Raw genomic sequence first — 19,346 nt, 5'->3', positions numbered from 1 at the left:
ATTGCGCAAAAAGCGAGCAAGTCTACACCCCTCGACGGGGCAGAACAAAACTCAGCAGAAACAGTGCGGCGGCCGTGACCACGATCGACGGCCCGGCCGGCGTGTCCTTGAACCAGGACAGCGCCAACCCGCCGCAGACCGCGAGCATGCCCAGCAGGCTGGCGCCCAGGGCCATCTGTTCCGGCGAGCGGGCGTGACGCTGTGCCGCAGCGGCCGGAATGATCAGCAACGAGGTGATCAGCAACACCCCGACAATCTTCATCGCCACGGCAATCACCACGGCGATCAGCAGCATCAGTACCAGGCGCAGCGAGGCCACGGGCAGGCCTTCGACCTTGGCCAGTTCCTCGTGCACGGTGATCGCCAGCAACGGGCGCCACAAGGCGGCCAGCAGCAACAATACCGCCGTGCTGCCACCGAGAATCCACGCCAGGTCGCCCGGGCTGATCGCCAGCAGGTCGCCGAACAGGTAGGCCATCAGGTCGATCCGCACTTCATGCATGAAGCTTAGTACCACCAGGCCCAGAGACAGGGTGCTGGGTGCAAGAATCCCCAGCAGCGTGTCGGAAGCCAGGGGCTGGCGCTGTTGCAGGGTGACCAGCAGCACCGCCAGCAGCAGGCAGCCGACCGTGACCGCGACCGCCGGGCTGACATCCAGCAGGAAACCCAGGGCCACCCCGAGCAGCGCGGCGTGGGACAGGGTGTCGCCGAAATAGGCCATGCGCCGCCAGACCACGAAGGACCCCAGGGGGCCGGCAACCACCGCGAGGGCCAGACCTGCGAGCAGGGCGTAGAGCAAAAAATCAGCCATGCTTGCAGTGTTCTCCGTGGACGTGGCCCGAGGCGGGCTGGGTGACGACCGAGCCATGCAGGTCGTGGGCATGGTCGTGATGGTGATGGTAGATCGCCAGGCTCGGCGCGTTCTTGCCGAACAGCTCGACGAAGGCCGGGTCGCCGCTGACCTGTTCCGGGTGCCCGGAGCAGCAGACGTGGCGATTCAGGCACACCACCTGATCGGTGGTGCTCATCACCAGGTGCAGGTCGTGGGAGACCATCAGCACGCCACAACCGTGACGGTCCCGCAGGCGGGTGATCAGGCTGTAGAGCTCGGCCTGGCCGGCCACGTCGACGCCTTGCACCGGCTCATCGAGGACCAGCAACTCCGGTTCGCGCAGCAGGGCCCGGGCCAGCAGCACGCGCTGCATCTCGCCACCGGAAATGCTCTGCACCGGGCTGTCGATCACCTGTTCGGCACCGACTTCCTTGAGCGCCGCCAGCGCTCGCGTGCGGTCCACTCCCGGCACCAGGCGCAGAAAACGCAGCACCGACAGCGGCAGGGTCGGGTCGACATGGAGTTTCTGCGGCATGTAGCCCACCCGCAGCCTGGGCTTGCGCCAGACACTGCCGGTATCGGGCTTGAGCAGGCCGAGCACGGCGCGCACCAGGGTGGTCTTGCCGGCGCCGTTGGGGCCGATCAGGGTGACGATCTGCCCCGGTTCGACGCTGAGCTGGATGTTGTCCAGCACGCTTTGGCCGGCAAACGTTACCCCGACCTGCTCGAGGCGGATCAACGCAGTGCTCATCAAGCCCCCTGGCAGCCCGAGCAGAGCCCGACCACTTCGACGGTCTGGCCCTCGACCACGAAGCCGACGTCGCGGGCGCTGGTGATGATGGCGTCGCTGATGGATTTCTGTTCCAGCTCGATGGCTGCGTGGCATTCGCGGCAGATCAGGAACTGGCCCTGGTGCGCGTGCTCCGGGTGGTTGCAGCCAACGAACGCGTTAAGCGAAGCGATGCGGTGCACCAAGCCGTTTTCCAGGAGGAAATCCAGGGCCCGATAAACCGTCGGTGGTGCTGCGCGCCGCCCGTCCTGCTCGCTGAGCACGGCCAGGATGTCGTAGGCCCCCAGGGGCTTATGGCTTTGCCACACCAGCTCCAGCACCCGCCGGCGCAGCGCGGTCAGGCGCAGGCCTTGCCGTGCGCACAGGGCGTCGGCCTCAGACAGTGCGCTGTGCACGCAGTGAGAGTGGTCGTGTGGACGGCTGGCAAGGGGTGTTTTAGGCATGAGCGGCGACGAGGTTTGTGAGAGACGTTATTATGTTACCCGTTCTCGCCTCTTCGAGTGTCCATCGTGCCCAGACTTTTTCGCCTTTTTGTCGCTTTTACCTTCAGCCTGTTCGCGATCGGCTCGGCCCAGGCCGAAGTTCGGGTACTGACCAGCATCAAGCCGCTGCAATTGATTGCCGCCGCCGTGCAGGACGGCGTGGCGGTGCCCGAGGTGCTGCTGCCGCCGGGGGCTTCGCCGCACAACTATGCGCTGCGCCCTTCGGACGTGCGCAAGGTGCAGACCGTAGACCTGTTGTACTGGATCGGCCCGGACATGGAAGGCTTCCTGCCGCGGGTACTCAAGGGTCGTAGCCTGCCTTCGGTGGCGGTGCAGGACCTGCCAGGCATGAAGCTTCGTCACTTCGCCGAAGATAGCCACTCTCACGCCGAAGATGCTGACGAACATGACCATGATCATCGCCCCGGCACCCTGGATGCGCACCTGTGGCTGTCGCCAGTCAACGCTCGGGTGATCGCCACCCGCATGGCTGCCGACCTGAGCGCCGCCGACCCGGCCAATGACGCCCGCTACCAGAGCAACCTGAAGGCGTTCGGCGAGCGCCTGGATGCTCTGGACGCCCGCTTGAAAACCCGTCTGGCGGGGATCGCCGGCAAGCCCTACTTCGTGTTCCACGAGGCCTTTGACTACTTCGAAGAGGCCTACGGCCTCAAGCACACCGGGGTGTTCAGCGTTGCGGCTGAAGTCCAGCCGGGTGCCCAGCACGTTGCCGCCATGCGCGCGCGGTTGCAGCAGGTGGGCAAGACTTGTGTGTTCAGCGAGCCGCCTCTGCGTCCACGGTTGGCGGAAACCCTGGTGGCCGGGTTGCCGGTGAAACTGGCGGAGCTGGATGCCCTGGGTGGGTACACGCCGGCGACCGCTCAGGGGTATGAGCAGGTGCTGGAGAAATTGGGGAATGATCTGGCGGGCTGCCTGGAGCAGCTTTAAGCACGCCTTTCGCGAGCCCGCCCGCTCCCACGGGCGCAGGAGCGGGCGGGCTCGCGAAGCGTTTACAGGGCGAACGGCAGCGCGATGCTGATCTGTTGCCGCTGTGCCAGGCGCTGCTGGAATTCCATCGGGTCGTGAATCAGCACGTCTTGCCCGGCGAAGCTCTCGGCGGCAATCAGCCGTGACAGCCAGAAGCGCACGCAAGCTACCCGCAGCATGGTCGGCCAGAGTTCAGCCTCTGTTGCAGTGAAGGGCCGCAGCGCCGCATAGGCGCCCAGCAGGGCTCGCGCGCGCTGGCCGTCGATCACCCCCTCAGCGTCAGAACACCAGTCGTTCAGGGCGATCGCCACGTCGTAGAGCATCGGTCCCGAACAGGCGTTGTAGAAGTCGATCAGGCCAGTCAGGTGGGTGCCTTCGAACATCGCGTTGTCGCGAAACAGATCGGCGTGGATGTTGGCCCGGGGCAGCGCCAGGATCTTGGCCTTCTGCGCGGCGATTTCATCCAGTGCGCGTTGCAGCAGGTCCTGGGCGGTCGCATCCAGATGCGTCAGCAGCTGTGTGCCCTCTTCTTGCATCCAGTCCAGGCCACGATCGGTCTTGCGCTTGATCATGTTGTCCTTGGTGGCCACGTGCAGGTGGCCCAGCAGTTCGCCGACCTGGGCGCAGTGCTGGGCATTGGCCTGCTTGATGTGCTTGCCCGCCAGCCGCGGTTGCAGCAGCGCCGGCTTGCCCGCCAGCTCGCGCAGGGCGACGCCATCGGTGGTGCGCAGGGCGTAGGGCACCGGCAGATTGGCCTGGTGCAGCACGTCCAGCAGCTCGATGAAGAACGGCATTTCCTGAACGGGGCCGCGTTCCACCAGGGTCAGGACGAACTCGCCCTGTTCCAGGCTAATGAAGAAGTTGGTGTTTTCGCTACCAGCGGCGATCCCCTGGAAGTCAAGCAGGCGGCCGAGCCCATACGGGGCGAGAAAGGTTTCCAGCTCGGGCCGAGCCAGGGGGGTGAACACAGACATGGTTAAAAACTGCCAGTACGGGCGCCGCTATTCAGCCAGCGCCATTGAGTTGAAGTCGGAGTGGTTTACCACTCAAAGATTTTCCACGCTGGGATCAGCATATCCGGCTGATCCGAGCGGATGAAGTTGCCGTCGGAGCCATCAGCGCGCACCAGGAAATAGGGTTTGCCGCCCTTTGGTGTGACCTTGATGGCATACAGGAAGCCATTTTGCCGGTATTCCTGGATGGTCTTGTCGCCTTCCGTGCGAATGGTCACTTGTGGGTCCGCGGATGGCGCATCTTCTGCGGCGATCGCGGCCAATGGAGCGATTGCAATCAAGCCGGTCAGCAGCAAGCGATTTAGTGTGCGCATGATAACCTTGTCCCTTTGTCGTCAACGGTCCCGCTATTCTAGCGCCGGACCCGCCGAAAAGGTTGATCCCGCTCATGAGCCAAGCCCCCCTCGTCCTGGTGGACGGTTCTTCTTATCTGTACCGCGCGTTCCACGCGTTGCCACCGCTGACCACCTCCAAAGGCCTGCCTACCGGCGCGGTCAAGGGCGTGTTGAACATGCTCAAGAGCCTGCGCAAGCAGTATCCGGACAGTCCGTTCGCGGTGGTCTTCGATGCCAAGGGCGGGACCTTCCGCGACGACATGTATGCCCACTACAAGGCCAACCGCCCGAGCATGCCCGACGACATGCGGGTGCAGATCGAGCCGCTGCACGCCAGTGTGATCGCCCTGGGTTTTCCGTTGCTGTGTGTGGAAGGGGTCGAGGCCGACGATGTGATCGGCACCCTGGCCCGCAGCAGCGCGGCGGCGGATCGCCCGGTGGTGATTTCCACCGGTGACAAGGACATGGCGCAGCTGGTGGATGGGCACATTACCCTGGTCAACACCATGTCCGGTAGCAGCATGGATGTGGAAGGCGTGAAGGAGAAATTCGGCGTCGCTCCCGAGCAGATCATCGATTACCTGGCGCTGATGGGCGACTCTTCCGACAACATTCCGGGGGTGCCGGGCATTGGTCCGAAGACCGCTTCTGGCCTGCTGGTCGGGGTCAACGGTGGCCTGAAGGAGCTCTACGAGCAGCTCGATATCGTACCGACCCTGCCGATCCGCGGAGCCAAGACCCTGCCGGCCAAGCTCGAAGAGCACAAGGAGATGGCTTTCCTCTCCTATCAGTTGGCGACCATCAAGGTGGACGTGCCGCTGGATATCGGCCTCGACGACCTGCACCTGGGCGAGCCGGACCGCGAGAAACTGGTGGAGCTGTACAGCCTGCTGGAGTTCAAGAGCTGGCTCGACGAGTTGCAGCGCGACGCCAAGCGCGTCGAGCTCAGTGATGCCGAGGCGGCACCAACCGCAGCGCCGCAGCCGCCGGCCGCCGAGCAGGCACCGCTTGAGTTGCAGTACGAAACCATCCTCGACCAGGAGCGTTTCGACGCCTGGTTGGAAAAGCTGAAGAACGCCAAGCTGATCGCCTTCGATACCGAAACCACCGGCATCGATGCGCAACAGGCGCAGCTGGTGGGCCTGTCCTTCTCGGTCAAGGCCGGCGAAGCCGCCTACGTTCCCCTGACTCATTCCTACATGGGCGCGCCGGAGCAACTGGATCGCGACAGTGTGCTGCTGGCCCTCAAGCCGTTGCTGGAAGATCCGACGCTGCTCAAGGTTGGCCAGCACGCCAAGTTCGACATGAACATCCTGGCCAATTGCGCGATTGGCGGCGATCAGGCCAACGGCATCACCGTGCGCGGCGTGGCTTTCGACACCATGCTTGAGTCCTACGTGCTCAACTCCACCGCCACCCGCCATGACATGGACAGCCTGGCGCAGAAGTACCTGGACCACAGCACCGTGAGCTTCCAGGACATCGCCGGCAAGGGCGCCAAACAACTGACCTTCGACCAGATCCCGCTGGAACAGGCCGGGCCTTATGCGGCGGAAGATGCTGATGTGACCTTGCGCCTGCATCAGGTCCTGTTCGACAAGCTGACAGCCATTCCGAGCCTGGCCAGCGTGCTGACCGACATCGAGATGCCGTTGGTGCCGGTCCTGGCACGCATCGAGCGCCAGGGCGCACTGGTGGATGACAAGCTGCTGGGCGTGCAGAGCATCGAGTTGGGGGACAAGATGGTGGCCCTGGAGCGCGAAGCCTTCGAGATCGCCGGTGAGGAGTTCAACCTGGGGTCGCCCAAGCAACTGGGCAGCATCCTCTACGACAAGCTCGGCCTGCCGGTGCTGAAAAAGACCGCCAAGGGCCAGCCTTCCACGGCTGAAGAGGTGCTGGCCAAGCTCGCCGAAGACGACTATCCGTTGCCGCGGGTGCTGATGCAGTACCGCTCCATGAGCAAGCTGAAAAGCACCTACACCGACCGTCTGCCGGAGCAGATCAACCCGCGCACCGGGCGTATCCACACCTCCTATCATCAGGCGGTGGCATCCACTGGCCGGTTGTCGTCCAGCGATCCGAACCTGCAGAACATTCCCGTGCGCACCGCCGAGGGCCGGCGCATTCGCCAGGCCTTTATCGCCCCGCCTGGCTACAAGCTGCTGGCGGCGGACTATTCGCAGATCGAGCTGCGGATCATGGCTCATCTGTCCCGGGACGAAGGCCTGCTCAATGCCTTCCGCAACAACCTGGACGTGCACACCGCCACGGCGGCCGAGGTATTCAAGGTCGAGCTCAAGGACGTCACTTCCGATCAGCGTCGCAGCGCCAAGGCCATCAACTTCGGCCTGATCTACGGCATGGGCGCGCAGAAACTGGGCAAGGACATTGGCGTCGATACCAAGCAGGCCAAGGCCTACATCGATACCTACTTCGCGCGCTACCCGGGGGTTCGTGAGTACATGGACCGCACCCGCGCCCAGGCCGCGGACCAGGGGTATGTCGAGACCATCTTCGGTCGTCGGCTGTACCTGCCGGAGATCAACTCCAACAAGCCTCAGGAACGTGCCGGTGCCGAGCGCACTGCGATCAACGCGCCAATGCAGGGCACCGCCGCGGACATCATCAAGAAAGCCATGGTGGCGGTGGACAACTGGCTGGAGTCTTCGGGGCTGGATGCTCGGGTGATTCTCCAGGTGCACGACGAACTGGTGCTGGAGGTGCGCGAGGACCTGGTGGACCAGGTTCGCGAAGAGATTCGCGGGTACATGAGCGGTGCCGCGACCCTGGACGTGCCGTTATTGGTCGAAGTCGGGGTGGGAAATAACTGGGATGAGGCCCATTAAGGGCGCTTTTCAGCGGTTCTTACCGCGGCATAGTGTCGCGGCAAGAACCAGCGAAGGACTGTTAGCACGAAAAACTTCATCGTTTATTGCCAATAGTTTTTGCAACGCGCCGGAACTAAATCGGCGAACGCCTACTCAGAGTTACTGAATGGCTGGTGAAGCCCTTCGATGCTCCTATGTTGTGTTAAGTGTTGGCAGATATCTGGACCCCGCCCTAGCGGTCTAGAACTTGAACCCCGAACTTCCCCCTCCCCATACGAAGTCCGGGGTTTTTTTTGCCCGAAAACTGCCTGGGAAATGATCATGCTGCGTTAAAAGCGCGGCGCGAAATGCTCATTTACAGCCAGTAAACTCCGCTTTCGCACCGCGCTTTTGTCTTGCCTGATCATCCCCCAGACAGTTTTTCCGATGGCTCTCAGGCCTCGGTTTCAGCGCCTTTGTCGGCCAGTTCCATCCAGCCCGCCAGTACGGTGTAAGCCTCTTCCAGGCCCATGCGCTTGGGCGCCGAGAACAGTTGGATGGTGACCGCTTCGCCCCAGCCCTTGCGGATCTGCGACTGAACCTTGAGCAGGGTGTTCTTGGCCGCGCCGTAGGTCAGTTTGTCGGCCTTGGTCAGCAGGATGTGCATCGGCATGCCGCTGGCTACCGCCCAGTCCAGCATCAGCAGGTCGAAATCAGTCATGGGATGACGGATATCCATCATCAGAATCAGGCCTTTAAGGCTCTCGCGGCTGCCCAGGTAGGCTTCCAGGTGACGCTGCCAGTGCTGCTTCAGCGGGATTGGCACTTTGGCGTAACCGTAGCCCGGCAGGTCGACCAGACGGCGATCGTCGTCTAGCTTGAAGAAGTTCAACAACTGCGTGCGCCCCGGGGTTTTCGAGGTGCGTGCCAGGCTGGCGTGGGTCAGGGTGTTCAGGGCGCTGGATTTGCCGGCGTTGGAACGCCCGGCAAAGGCCACTTCAAAGCCGTCGTCGTCAGGGCATTGATCGACTTTGGCGGCGCTGAGCATGAACGTAGCCTGTTGGCACAGACCGAGGATGGGGTTCTTGAGTTGCATGGGATTTCCGATTGGGGCGATGCCGAGAGTGGACGCGGCGAGCGGTGTCGTTTCCGTTTCAGTAACGCCAGTATATAATGCCGCAGATTTTGTGTGCGCTTTGTCCCAGCGTAGGATGAAGTTCACGAGAGCGATAAACCTTGAATGCGCATCAGAACGCAGCACGCTCTCAACCCTGAAAAGGTCGTTTTATGACGAAATGGCTGCTAGCTGCCGGTGTCTTGATGCCGTTTTACGGCGCTCAGGCTACACAGGATCCGGAAGCTGTGTACAACCGTGTTTGTGGGGCTTGTCATTCCGGCCAACTACCCACGGCGCCCCGCAAGGGCGACCAGGAAGCTTGGGCGCCGAGGTTGGCGCAAGGTATGGAGACGCTGGTGCAACACGTGACCCAGGGTTTCAAGGCGATGCCGCCGCGTGGTTTGTGCATGGACTGCAGTGCCGAGGATTACCGAGCCATCATCCACTGGATGAGCGAGTGATCCCGGTCCATAACTCTTAACCCTTAGCCGTAGTTGGATTAGCTGATGAACAAATTACTCGTGAGTCTGCTGTTGACCTTGGGCATCACAGGTGTCGCCCATGCCGCAGGCGACGCTGCTGCTGGTCAGGCGAAAGCCGCAGTCTGTGGCGCATGCCACGGCCCTGATGGGAACAGCATGGCGCCAAACTTTCCCAAGCTGGCCGGTCAGGGGGAAAAGTACCTGGACAAGCAGTTGCACGATATCAAGTCCGGCAAGCGCCAAGTGCTGGAGATGACAGGCCTGTTGACCAACCTGAGCGATCAGGACCTGGCTGACATTGCCGCCTACTTCGCCAGCCAGAAAGGCAGTGTCGGCGCAGCAGATCCTAAAGTTGTGGCCCGCGGTGAAGAACTGTTTCGCGGCGGCAAGCTGGATCAGGGCATGCCAGCCTGCACCGGTTGCCACTCGCCAAACGGCGCGGGTAACGCCGCAGCCGGTTTCCCTCATCTGGGTGGCCAGCACGCCCAGTACGTGGCCAAGCAGCTGACCGACTTCCGCGAAGGCAACCGCACCAACGATGGCGACACCCTGGTCATGCGCAGCATCGCTGCCAAGCTGAGCAACAAAGACATCGAAGCGGTGTCCAGCTATATTCAGGGCCTGCACTAAGGCCGGCTCGATCAGCGTTGTCGAAGGTGCTAAGCCACGGCAACGTTAATGATCGATTAATCTGACGGTGCAAGCATAAAGGGTGGCTCAGGCCGCCCTTTTTTATGGCGTCTGCCGCTACACTAGCGAACTAAAGCCCGCCATGACCTGTGCAAATCCAGGTCGCGCGAGGCGCCAAAATTGTCCAGGAGTAAAGCATGCGTAATCTGATTCTCAGCGCCGCACTCGTCACCGCCAGCCTGTTTGGCGTGACCGCTCAAGCCGCCGAACCGCTTGAAGCCGGAAAACAATATGTCGAGTTGAGCAGCGCCGTTCCGGTTGCCGTGCCAGGCAAGATCGAGGTGGTTGAGCTGTTCTGGTACGGCTGCCCACACTGCTACGCCTTCGAGCCAACCATCAACCCATGGGTTGAAAAGCTTCCTGCCGACGTCAACTTCGTCCGCATTCCGGCAATGTTCGGCGGTATCTGGAACGTCCACGGCCAGCTGTTCATCACCCTCGAAGCCATGGGCGTCGAGCACAAGGTGCACAAGGCCGTATTCGAGGCCATCCACAGCGGCAAGAAACTGGCGACCCCAGAAGAAATGGCCGAATTCCTGGCTGGCGAAGGCGTCGACAAGGACAAGTTCCTGAGCACCTACAACTCCTTCGCCGTCAAAGGCAAGGTTGAAGACGCCAAGAAAAAGGCCCAGGCCTACCAGATCACTGGCGTACCGACCATGGTGGTCAATGGCAAGTATCGCTTCGACCTGGGCACTGCCGGTGGTCCTGAAGGTGCGCTGAGCGTCGCCGAGCAGTTGATTGCCAAAGAGCGCGCAGCCAAGTAAGCGCCGCCGCCATGCCGCGCTGGAGCTCGGAACGCATCGTTGGCCTGCATGATCCGCAGGTCAATGAGCACCATTTAGCGTCGTCCGGGCTCCCGACGGACAGTCGCCTGCGCTTGCTCAGTTTCAATATCCAGGTCGGCATCAGTACCGAGCGTTATCGCCACTATCTGACCCGTGGCTGGCAGCACCTACTGCCGCACAACGGGCGTGCCGACAACTTGCAGAAGATCGGCAACCTGCTCGGTGATTTCGACCTGGTGGCCTTGCAGGAAGCCGATGGTGGCAGCCTGCGTTCCGGCTACGTCAATCAGGTGGAGCACCTGGCCCAGCTGGGCGCCTTCCCCTACTGGTACCAACAGCTCAACCGCAACCTGGGACGCTTGGCGCAGCACAGCAATGGCGTGCTCAGCCGTTTGCGCCCCTGGGCTATCGAAGACCACCCGCTGCCCGGCCCCAAGGGGCGCGGCGCGATCCTCGTGCGTTTCGGCGAGGGCCCCGAGGCACTGGTGGTGGTGATGATGCACCTGGCGCTGGGCGCCCGTACTCGAACCCGGCAGCTGGCGTATATCCGCGAGTTGATCGGTGGTTACAAGCATCAGGTGCTGATGGGGGACATGAATACCCACGCCAGCGACCTGCTGGAGCATTCCCCTCTGCGCGATCTCAGCCTGTTGGCGCCGCAACTGCAGGCGACCTTTCCCAGCTGGCGTCCGCAACGTTGCCTGGATCACATTCTGCTCAGCCCCAGCCTGACCCTGGAGCGTGTCGAAGTCCTGGCCCAACCCATATCCGATCACCTGCCGGTCGCGGTAGAGATTCGTCTGCCGGGTTCGCTCACGGCTGATGCATTGCCCGCGTTGAGTCCTGCCCCTCGCGGAACCGATGAATGAGCGACGACGCCCAACGCTGGAAAGAGAAGTACCTCAAAAGTATCGAACAGCAGGAAAAGTTAGAACGCCGCTGGGCGGCTCGTCTGGACTTGCTGCGTCGTGGCCTGGTGCGCAGCACCCTGGCGGCGGAAGGCACTGATCGCGCGGTCGATCAGTGCATGAAGGAAATGCGCGAGGTCGTGCGCACCGACGACATGGACGCCGGGCTCGCGGCCTTGTTGCCGCGCCTGGAAAAGGCCGTGCTGGACTCCGAGCAACGGCGGGAAACCCGAGTCGAGCAGATGAGCAGCGCCCTGACGGCGCTGGTCAGCCAACTGCAGACGCTACCCTTGCCCAGGGAAGTCAGTCGCCCGCTGAAGGTCTTTGCCAAGCAGCTGGATGGCCGGGTTGGCCAGGCGCGGGAAATCCCCTTGTTGCTTGGGGAACTGAGCAGCCTGCAGGGCAAGGCGTTGAGCCAGTTGGACACCCCGGCCGAGCCCGAGCGGCCGAGCCTGTTGCAGCGTCTGTTCGGCGGCCGCGATGCCAGCGAGGCGCCCGCCCCGGCGGAGGCCGCCGTGGTGCATCCGCCACTCCCGGCTGCCGTGGCAGAAGAGGTGCATCCGCAGACCGAAGAAGTCGCGGTCGCGGATGACGTGGTTCGCGAGCACTATCAGACGCCAATCCAGGCCTTGCCCGAAGTGGCCGAGGCGGCTCCGGCGCCTGCTGCACCCGCTCCTGCTGCACCCACCCCGGTCAAGCATGAAGCGCCGCCCCTGGTACAACCTGATGCCGAGCCGCTCGCCAAGGAAGCGCCAGAGGTTGGCGTAGCCCCGGCGCCGGCTCCGGTGGTGGCATTCGTACCACCCGTGCTGGCACAGGAAAAAACCGCCGAACCTGTGCCCGTGATCGAGGCCGCATCTCAAGCGTCCGTGCCTCTTGCCGCCGAGCTTCACGCGCCCACCGAAGCGGCGGCCGTGGCCATTGCTGAGGAGGCGCCTCCGGAACCTGCCGCCGAGGCCCCGGGCGATCCTGTTGCGCTCAACCCCGACGAATTGCAGGCGCTGCCGGTGGCTTCTCCGGTGGTGCTGCTCGACAGTCTGCCCCTGCCGCCGGTCATGGCCGAAGCCCTGGCGGCCATCGATCCGGAGCAGTCGGAGCACGATGTGCTCTACGCACTGCCGGACTCCCCCGAACCTTCCTACAGTTCGGTGGCCAAGCATATCGAGCACACCCTGCTGGGGCTGCTGGACGATCTGAGCCTGCCGGAGCGCCATCGGCCCCAGGCCGAAGCCATGCGCGATCGTCTGCAACATGGCTTGAACTGGTACGAATTGCTGCCGATCCTCGATGATCTGGCCGTGTTGATGCTGGCCATTACCGACTCGGGCCAGCATGAGTTCGAGACCTACCTCAAGCAGCTCAACGAGCGCCTGGAAGCCTTTCAAAGCAACCTGCAGGCGGCCAGCGACGGTCATGCCGACAGCAGCTCGGCGGCGCGAGCCATGGACACGCAGATCCGCGAGCAGGTCGACGGCCTGCAAAGCAGCGTGCAGGAGGCCGCCGACCTGGATGACCTCAAGCAGGTGCTGGAAAGCCACCTGGAAGGCCTGCTGGGCACCATGGACCACCACCAGAAGCAGCGCGACGAGCGTGAGCGGGAAGTCGCCGCCCGCCTGCAAAGCCTGGCGGAGCGGGTCTCGAGCATGGAGCAGGAGGCCCAGGGCTACCGTGAACACCTCGAAGAACAACGGCAGAAGGCGTTGATCGACCCACTCACCGGGCTGCCCAACCGCGCCGCCTGGAGCGAGCGCCTGGAGCATGAGGTCGGCCAATGGCAGCAACATGGCAACAGCCTGCTGCTGGCGATGCTCGACCTCGATCATTTCAAGCGGATCAACGACAACTACGGCCACCTGGCCGGCGACAAGGTGTTGAAGATCATCGCCAACGTGCTGCGCAAACGCCTGCGGGGCAGCGATTTCATCGCGCGCTTTGGCGGCGAGGAGTTTGTCCTGCTGTTGCCCAACACGCCCTGGCCGGTGGGCGTGCGGATAGTGGAAGCGCTGCGCGCGGCCATCGAGGCGTGCCCGTTCCACTTCAAGGGGGAACCGGTGACCATCACCGTGTCGGTCGGCTTGAGTGCGTTCAAGGCTGGCGATCGTAGCGATCTGGTGATCAAAAGAGCCGATCAGGCGCTGTACCGGGCCAAAGACGCCGGACGCAATCGGGTTGAGGCCGGCTGAGGCCGTGGCCGATTCCTCGATCACCCCGTTGTTTTGCCCATGATCGCGGGGGCAGTACGTTACACTGTTGCATTGTCGTCTTCAGCGTACTGCTCTCTGCCATGAAATTTCTTGCTCTTGCCTTCTCCCTGCTGATCCTCGCCGGCTGCGCCAGCGGCCCGCGCATTGATACCAGCCATCCTTCGGTCAATTACGACCAGCGTGCCCAGTTCATCATCGTTCACTACACCTCGGCGTCCCTGGAGCGTTCCCTGGCCCTGCTGACTCATGGCCAGGTCAGCAGCCACTACCTGATCGGTGACGACAAGTCCGCGACCATCTACAAACTGGTGGATGAGCAATACCGTGCCTGGCATGCCGGCGATAGCCAATGGCAGGGCCGCACCTGGCTCAACTCCAGCTCGATCGGCATCGAAATCGTCAACCCGGGCTTTCGCGATGGCCCCAACGGCCGACTCTGGTATCCCTACAGCGAAGCGCAGATCCAGAACCTGATCGTGCTGCTCAAGGACATCAGCCAGCGCAACAACATCTCGCCGCGCCACATCATCGGCCACAGCGACATTGCCCCCGCGCGCAAGCTCGATCCGGGCCCGTTGTTTCCCTGGAAGCGCCTGGCCGAGGCCGGGCTCGGCTTGTGGCCCGATGCCCAGGCCGTCGCGCGTCAGCAGGCGTTCTTTACCGTGAGCCCGCCGAGCATCAGTTGGTATCAGCAACAACTGGCACAACTGGGCTACGCCACCCCGCAGACCGGTGAACTGGACGCGGCCACCCGCCACGTCCTGGCCGCGTTCCAGATGCACTATCGCCCGGGGCGTTTCGACGGCGTGCCGGATGCGCAAAGCGCGGCGATCCTGATGGTGCTCAACCAGACAAAATAATGACGCCGCCGGACGGTTCGGGCCGATTGTCCAATCAGTTGCTATAACTCATTGGTAATCCTTCGGATCTCCCCATGATGCCGGCTGCCCGCGCGCCCTTGCGTACCTGGTTCTATCGCCCTTGGTCGCTGGCGATAGTGGCGGCTGCGTTGAGTGCGGTGGTTCTGCTGCTGGGCAGCGTCGGGCTGGCGATGCATCAGGTCCAGCAGCGCGAAAGCGAGCAGATGAACGCCCAGGGGCAACGTTTCCTGGAGCGCCTGGAGCAGTTGTTCGGGCAACTGCGCGAGGGGCTCGACGTGCTGGAGGCGCAGCCGCTGCGCGAGTGTGACGCCGAGCTGATCACGACCCTGCAGCAGGTCAGCTACAGCTATCGCTTCATTTATGAAGCGGCCTACATGGACGCCACCCAGAGCTGCTCCAGCTGGCCACGGCAAAACCTCCTGCCGGCGCTCAGGCCACCGGATATCCGCGGGCCGACTTACAGCTACTGGCTCAACACTTCGACCCAGCCCAATGAAAACCTCGCCGCGCTGATGCTGGGGCGAGGCAACTTTCGCGTGGCCACTTCCCGCGGGCACCTGACCGATGTGGTCGACCTGCCGGCGGACGGCAGCCTGATGGTGGTGGTCGATCATGGAACCCGGGCGATCCCGGTGCTGGGCCCGGCCCGCGCCTGGCCACCGGTCGAGCCCTGGCGGGCCGGGCGTGATGGCCCTTTGCAGGTCACGCCGGACCTGCTGATCTATCGCATGCCGACCCGCAACCCCGAGTACCAACTGGTGCTGGTCACTCCCCGGGCCAGCCTGCAGGCGGAAATTCTCGACGACTGGTGGTGGTTGCTGCCGGCCAGCCTGGCGCTGTCGGTGTTCATTGGTGGGCTGGTGTATCAGTTGGCCCGCCAGCGCCAGTCCCTGGGCGCTGAGCTGCAGGGGGCGCTGCGGCGCGGTGAATTGCAGGTGCTGTACCAGCCGATCTTCGATCTCAGCAGCCGGCTCTGCGTCGGCGCCGAGGCCTTGCTGCGCTGGCGCCGTCCGGACGGCACCCTGACCAGCCCCGACCTGTTCATCCCGCTGGCGGAGAACACCGGGCAGATCCGCCAGATCACCGACTTCGTCCTGCAGCGCCTGCTGGAGCAGCTGGGGCACGTGCTACGGGCCAATCCGCAGCTGTACATCTCGGTCAACCTGGCGGCCTGCGACGTCATGGTGCCGCGCATTGGCGTGGTCATGGCGCAGTTGCTGGCGAGGCACAAGGTGGCGGCCCGGCAGATCGCGTTCGAGGTGACCGAGCGAGGGCTGATCGATGTGGTGGTGGCGCGCAACAACCTGCAGGCCCTGCGGGATGTCGGGCATCAGGTGCTGATCGATGATTTCGGCACCGGTTATTGCAGCCTGGCCTATCTGCAGAGCCTGCCGGTGGACTGCCTGAAGATCGACAAGGCCTTCATCGATGCCCTGGGGCATGACGCCGCCAGCAGTGGCGTGGCGCCGCACATCATTCGCATGGCCCATGCCCTGAAACTCAAGGTGATTGCCGAGGGCATCGAGTGTGAGGATCAGGCCCTGTTGTTGAGCAGCGAAGGCGTGAGCTTCGGCCAGGGCTGGTTGTTTGCCCACGCCCTGAGTGCCTCGCAATTCATCGAACTGATTACCCGTGGCCGGCGGCTGGTGGCCAGGCGCCTGGATGACGAGGCGTGAAGCCCTACAGTGGCAGGGCCAGATAGAACTGGGTGCCCTGCCCCGGTCTTGAGTACACGCCCATGCGGCCGCCATGCAGCTGGACAATTTCCTTGCACAGCGCCAGCCCCAGCCCGGCCCCGCCCTTTTTGCGCCCGACCTGGACGAAAGGTTCGAAGATCCGCCCCTGCTGGCCGTAGGCGATGCCCTCGCCATTGTCTTCGACGCTGACGATCACCCGTTCGCCATGGCGTCGGGCCTGCAGGCGGATCTGGCCGTCGCTGGCGGTGTGGCGCAAGGCGTTGTCGATCAGGTTGTCCAGCACCCGCTCCAGCTGTGCCCGATCGGCATGCAGGCGCGGCAGCGGCGCCTGGATCTCCAGTAGCAGGTCGACGCCTTGCCGCTGTGCCTGTTCGCGGAAGCGGTCTTGAGCCTGTTCCAGCAGTTCTTCCAGGAGGCAGGGAGCGAGGGTGAGCTTCTGCAGGCCGTTCTGGTAACGCGAGAAGTTCAGCAGGTCGTTGATCAGTTGCATCAGGCGCTGCATTTCCTCGTTGACCGTAGTCAGCAGGTCGGCTTCCCGGGATTCTTCGGGAAAGCGCAGACGTTCCTGGAGCAGGCCGAAGGCCATGTGCATGCCGGTGACGGGAGTGCGCAGTTCGTGGGAGGCGCGCAACACGAACTCACTGCGAACCCGTTCGAATGCCCGCTGCTCGGTGACATCGTGGAGCACCATCACCGCGCCAAGAATATGCCCTTGGGTGTGGCTGACCGGCGTCAGGCTGTAGGTCAGCAGGCGCGACTCGCCGTCGACCTCGATATCCAGGTCGTCCGGCGCCCGCTCCAGATTGCCGCCGCGCAGCACCAGTTGCAGCTGTTCATCCAGCTCGGGACGTTGCAGGGCGCTGCCCAGGCCCTGGCCCAGGCGCGCCTGGTCCCAGCCCAGCTGCCGCTGCGCTACCGGGTTGAGGTGTTCCAGGCGGCCCTGGCGGTCGATCATCAGCAGGCCGTCGTCGATGCTGTCGAGCACGGCCTGCAAGCGCTGCTGGCCGGCCAGCAATTCATCGACGTTGGTGGCCTGATGCTGACGCAAGGCCTCGGCCATGATGCCGAAGCGCCGGGTCAGCAGGTTCATTTCCGCCGCCGCCGAGATCGGCAGGGTGACGTCGAAGTTGCCTTGGCCGATCTTGTCTGCGGCCTTGGCCAGGGCCTCGATCGGCCCGCCGAAACGCCGGGCGATGGCATGGGCGGTGACGAATCCGATGATCAGCACCGCTAGGGCCACGAAGCCCAGCAGGCCGGCCACCAGCAACGCGCGGTTGCGGGCCTGCTGCTCGACCTGGCTGATGTTGTCCAGGGCGCGCTTGTGCTCGCTGATCAGCCCGCCGCGCAAGGCGTTGAAGCGTTCGGTCAGCTCGTTGTGGCCATTGAGCCCAGCCTCGGTGCTGTTGCGCTCGAAGGCCTGGTAGAAGCTCAGGTAGTCGCTGCGCGCCTGCTGAAAGCCGCTGGGTGCCTGGCCCTGCTGATCATGGGCGATGCCCTGGTCGAGCAGGTCCAGGTAGTGCTCGCGGGAGGCGGCCAGGGCTTCGCGATCAGGCTTGTTGCTGAGCATGATGATCAGCTGGTCGCCCAGGGTCTGGCGCAGCTTGAGGCCCAGGTCCAGGGTGATGAAGTTGTTGCGGATCAGCGCTTCCTGGGTGCTGGCCATCTGCATCACGCTGACCAGCCCCAGCACCAGGCCCAGCAGGGCCACGGTGATCAGGGCCGAGATGCTCAGAAACAGCCGGGTGCGCAGTTTCATCGCTAACTTCATAGGGTGTTGCTCACAGGTTGTACTGTTTGCGTTTGCGGTACAGCGTCGAAGCGTCGATGCCCAGGGTCTTGGCGGCCTGGTCCAGGGTGTCGCTGGTGGCCAGGACCGCGCCGATGTGGGCTTTTTCCAGCTCGTCCAGGCTCAGCGCGGCTCCGATCCGCGGCGCGTTGTTGGTGGGTTGCTCGGCCATGCCCAGGTGGCTGATTTCCACCCGTTCCTGAGGGCAGATGATGCTCGCCCGCTCCACCACGTTGCGCAGTTCGCGGATGTTGCCCGGCCAGCGGTAGTTCAGCAGGGCTTCCCGGGCTTCGTCGCTGAACCCGCGGGCGGGTCGCGAATACTCTTTGACGAAGCGCGCGAGGAAGCGGTCGGCCAGGGTCAGGATGTCTTCGCTGCGCTCGCGCAGGGGCGGCAGGTGCAGGGTGATGACGTTCAGCCGGTACAGCAGGTCTTCGCGAAAGCGCCCGTCGCGCACCATGTCCTCGAGGTTGAGGTTGGTGGCCGCGAGGATGCGTACGTCGGCGCGGCGGGTGACCGGGTCGCCGACGCGCTCGTATTCCTTGTCCTGGATAAAGCGCAGCAGCTTGGGTTGCAGGGTCAGCGGGAAGTCGCCGATTTCATCGAGGAACAGGGTGCCGCCGTCGGCCTGGTTGACCCGGCCCAGGGTGCTCTCGCTGGCCCCGGTGAAGGCGCCGCGGCTGTGGCCGAAAAGCTCGCTTTCCATCAACTCGGCGGTCAATGACGGGCAGTTGATGGTCACGCAGGACTTCTTGGCGCGTTTGCTCCAGCCATGAATAGCCCGCGCCAGTTCGCCCTTGCCGGTACCGGATTCGCCGAGGATGAGGATGTTGGCGTCGGTGGTGGCTACCTGGCGTGCGGTTTCCAGCACCACTTTCATGGCCGGGCTGTGGGAGTCCAGGCCGTCCTTGGGTTTGCGTACCTCGCCTTCAAGGGCTTCCAGGCGTGCTGAAAGCTGGCGCACTTCCAGCTGCTTGGCGGTGGCCAGGCGCAGTTGGTCGGGGCTGCAGGGCTTGACCAGGTAGTCGGCGGCGCCGGCCTGGATCGCATCCACCGCGGTGTCCACGGCGGAATGGGCGGTGACGATCACCACCCGCATCCAGGGCGCCTGGGTCCGCATTTGTGCCAGTACATCGAGGCCGTTGTCCTCGCCCAGGCGCAGGTCGAGGAAGCACAGGTCGAAGACCTGGCGTTGCAGCAGGGCATCGGCCTGGGCTGCGCTGTTGGCGGTGGCCACGGTGTAGCCCTCGTCTTCCAGGCAGTAGCGGAAGGTGCGAAGGATTGCGGATTCGTCATCCACCAGAAGGATGCGGCCTTGATTCTCCGGCGCTGACTCCATTTTCCAAGGCTCCTTTACGAATGATCTTTATTTAGTCCCGGAAAAATCGGGCAAGTTGCAAGGTTGATTCTGATCCATTCCACGAGCAGCAGGTTAGATATCTCCGGCTGAAATGGCTAACAGGCTGAAATTCCGCATGTTTTACCGAGAGTGGCTGCTGGGTGGGTCTGTATCAGGCTGCTGGCCGTTGCGCAAAGTTCCCCCTGTG

17 protein-coding genes are annotated in these 19,346 nt (G+C 63.5%); 9 read left to right on the top strand and 8 right to left on the bottom strand.

Going from position 1 to position 19,346, the window contains the following annotated elements; translation table 11 throughout:
* Nucleotides 1–22 precede the first annotated feature (22 nt).
* The 3 genes from znuB to zur are packed head-to-tail and all read right to left on the bottom strand — an operon-like array spanning nt 23 to nt 2,065.
* The gene (gene znuB, locus LXM55_RS11925; protein WP_233320562.1) at nt 23–811 is read right to left on the bottom strand and encodes a zinc ABC transporter permease subunit ZnuB; all 789 of its coding nucleotides are present in this window, start codon (nt 809–811) and stop codon (nt 23–25) included.
* Nucleotides 804–1,583, bottom strand: a complete 780-nt coding sequence (gene znuC / locus LXM55_RS11920) for a zinc ABC transporter ATP-binding protein ZnuC (protein WP_233320561.1) — start codon at nt 1,581–1,583, stop codon at nt 804–806. The genes znuB and znuC overlap by 8 nt, the downstream gene beginning before the upstream one ends.
* A complete protein-coding gene (gene zur / locus LXM55_RS11915) occupies nt 1,583–2,065 on the bottom strand; it encodes a zinc uptake transcriptional repressor Zur (protein WP_060836879.1) in 483 nt (160 codons plus the stop codon). The genes znuC and zur overlap by 1 nt, the downstream gene beginning before the upstream one ends.
* Before the next feature lie 66 nt (nt 2,066–2,131).
* On the opposite strand from zur, the gene LXM55_RS11910 reads away from it, so the two are divergent.
* Nucleotides 2,132–3,052 carry a zinc ABC transporter substrate-binding protein gene (locus LXM55_RS11910; RefSeq protein ID WP_233320560.1) on the top strand — a complete coding sequence of 307 codons (921 nt, stop codon included), beginning with the start codon at nt 2,132–2,134 and terminating at the stop codon, nt 3,050–3,052.
* A gap of 62 nt (nt 3,053–3,114) precedes the next feature.
* On the opposite strand, the gene LXM55_RS11905 is transcribed toward LXM55_RS11910, so the two are convergent.
* Nucleotides 3,115–4,065 (bottom strand): homoserine kinase, encoded by a 951-nt coding sequence (locus LXM55_RS11905; protein WP_233320559.1) that lies wholly within the window; start codon nt 4,063–4,065, stop codon nt 3,115–3,117.
* Between the two features lie 65 nt (nt 4,066–4,130).
* A complete protein-coding gene (locus LXM55_RS11900) occupies nt 4,131–4,418 on the bottom strand; it encodes a DUF2782 domain-containing protein (RefSeq protein WP_233320558.1) in 288 nt (95 codons plus the stop codon).
* A gap of 74 nt (nt 4,419–4,492) precedes the next feature.
* On the opposite strand from LXM55_RS11900, the gene polA reads away from it, so the two are divergent.
* Complete coding sequence (polA, locus tag LXM55_RS11895) at nt 4,493–7,285, top strand: DNA polymerase I (protein WP_233320557.1); 2,793 nt, start codon at nt 4,493–4,495, stop codon at nt 7,283–7,285.
* Nucleotides 7,286–7,700: 415 nt separating this feature from the next.
* Here the strand turns inward: polA and yihA are convergent, their stop codons facing one another.
* The gene (yihA, locus tag LXM55_RS11890) at nt 7,701–8,342 is read right to left on the bottom strand and encodes a ribosome biogenesis GTP-binding protein YihA/YsxC (RefSeq protein ID WP_060836883.1); all 642 of its coding nucleotides are present in this window, start codon (nt 8,340–8,342) and stop codon (nt 7,701–7,703) included.
* Nucleotides 8,343–8,533: 191 nt separating this feature from the next.
* Here yihA and LXM55_RS11885 point away from each other — a divergent pair, with 191 nt between their 5' ends.
* From LXM55_RS11885 to LXM55_RS11855, 7 genes are all read left to right on the top strand, one after another.
* Entirely contained in the window at nt 8,534–8,824 is a 291-nt protein-coding gene (locus LXM55_RS11885) for a c-type cytochrome (RefSeq protein ID WP_233320556.1), read from the top strand.
* Between the two features lie 45 nt (nt 8,825–8,869).
* Nucleotides 8,870–9,475 carry a c-type cytochrome gene (locus tag LXM55_RS11880; RefSeq protein ID WP_233320555.1) on the top strand — a complete coding sequence of 202 codons (606 nt, stop codon included), beginning with the start codon at nt 8,870–8,872 and terminating at the stop codon, nt 9,473–9,475.
* Between the two features lie 197 nt (nt 9,476–9,672).
* Entirely contained in the window at nt 9,673–10,302 is a 630-nt protein-coding gene (locus tag LXM55_RS11875) for a thiol:disulfide interchange protein DsbA/DsbL (RefSeq protein ID WP_233320554.1), read from the top strand.
* An 11-nt stretch (nt 10,303–10,313) separates the two neighbouring features.
* Nucleotides 10,314–11,192, top strand: a complete 879-nt coding sequence (locus tag LXM55_RS11870; protein WP_233320553.1) for an endonuclease/exonuclease/phosphatase family protein — start codon at nt 10,314–10,316, stop codon at nt 11,190–11,192.
* On the top strand, nt 11,189–13,414 hold the full coding sequence (locus LXM55_RS11865; RefSeq protein ID WP_233320552.1) for a GGDEF domain-containing protein: 2,226 nt from the start codon (nt 11,189–11,191) through the stop codon (nt 13,412–13,414). The genes LXM55_RS11870 and LXM55_RS11865 overlap by 4 nt, the downstream gene beginning before the upstream one ends.
* Nucleotides 13,415–13,515: 101 nt before the next feature.
* Nucleotides 13,516–14,295 (top strand): N-acetylmuramoyl-L-alanine amidase, encoded by a 780-nt coding sequence (locus LXM55_RS11860; protein WP_233320551.1) that lies wholly within the window; start codon nt 13,516–13,518, stop codon nt 14,293–14,295.
* A 74-nt stretch (nt 14,296–14,369) separates the two neighbouring features.
* The gene (locus LXM55_RS11855) at nt 14,370–15,992 is read left to right on the top strand and encodes an EAL domain-containing protein (RefSeq protein ID WP_233320550.1); all 1,623 of its coding nucleotides are present in this window, start codon (nt 14,370–14,372) and stop codon (nt 15,990–15,992) included.
* Nucleotides 15,993–15,996: 4 nt separating this feature from the next.
* Here LXM55_RS11855 and LXM55_RS11850 read toward each other — a convergent pair whose 3' ends face one another.
* Together LXM55_RS11850 and algB are read right to left on the bottom strand one after the other, a co-directional pair.
* A complete protein-coding gene (locus tag LXM55_RS11850; protein WP_233320549.1) occupies nt 15,997–17,781 on the bottom strand; it encodes an ATP-binding protein in 1,785 nt (594 codons plus the stop codon).
* Between the two features lie 10 nt (nt 17,782–17,791).
* Nucleotides 17,792–19,138 carry a sigma-54-dependent response regulator transcription factor AlgB gene (algB, locus tag LXM55_RS11845; protein WP_233320548.1) on the bottom strand — a complete coding sequence of 449 codons (1,347 nt, stop codon included), beginning with the start codon at nt 19,136–19,138 and terminating at the stop codon, nt 17,792–17,794.
* Nucleotides 19,139–19,346 lie beyond the last annotated feature (208 nt).

It is taken from the genome of Pseudomonas sp. Au-Pse12 (assembly GCF_021341665.1).
Classification (GTDB): Bacteria; Pseudomonadota; Gammaproteobacteria; order Pseudomonadales; family Pseudomonadaceae; genus Aquipseudomonas.
The sequence above is the reverse complement of the archived record's forward strand: the minus strand, read 5'-3'. Positions and strand labels throughout refer to the sequence as shown.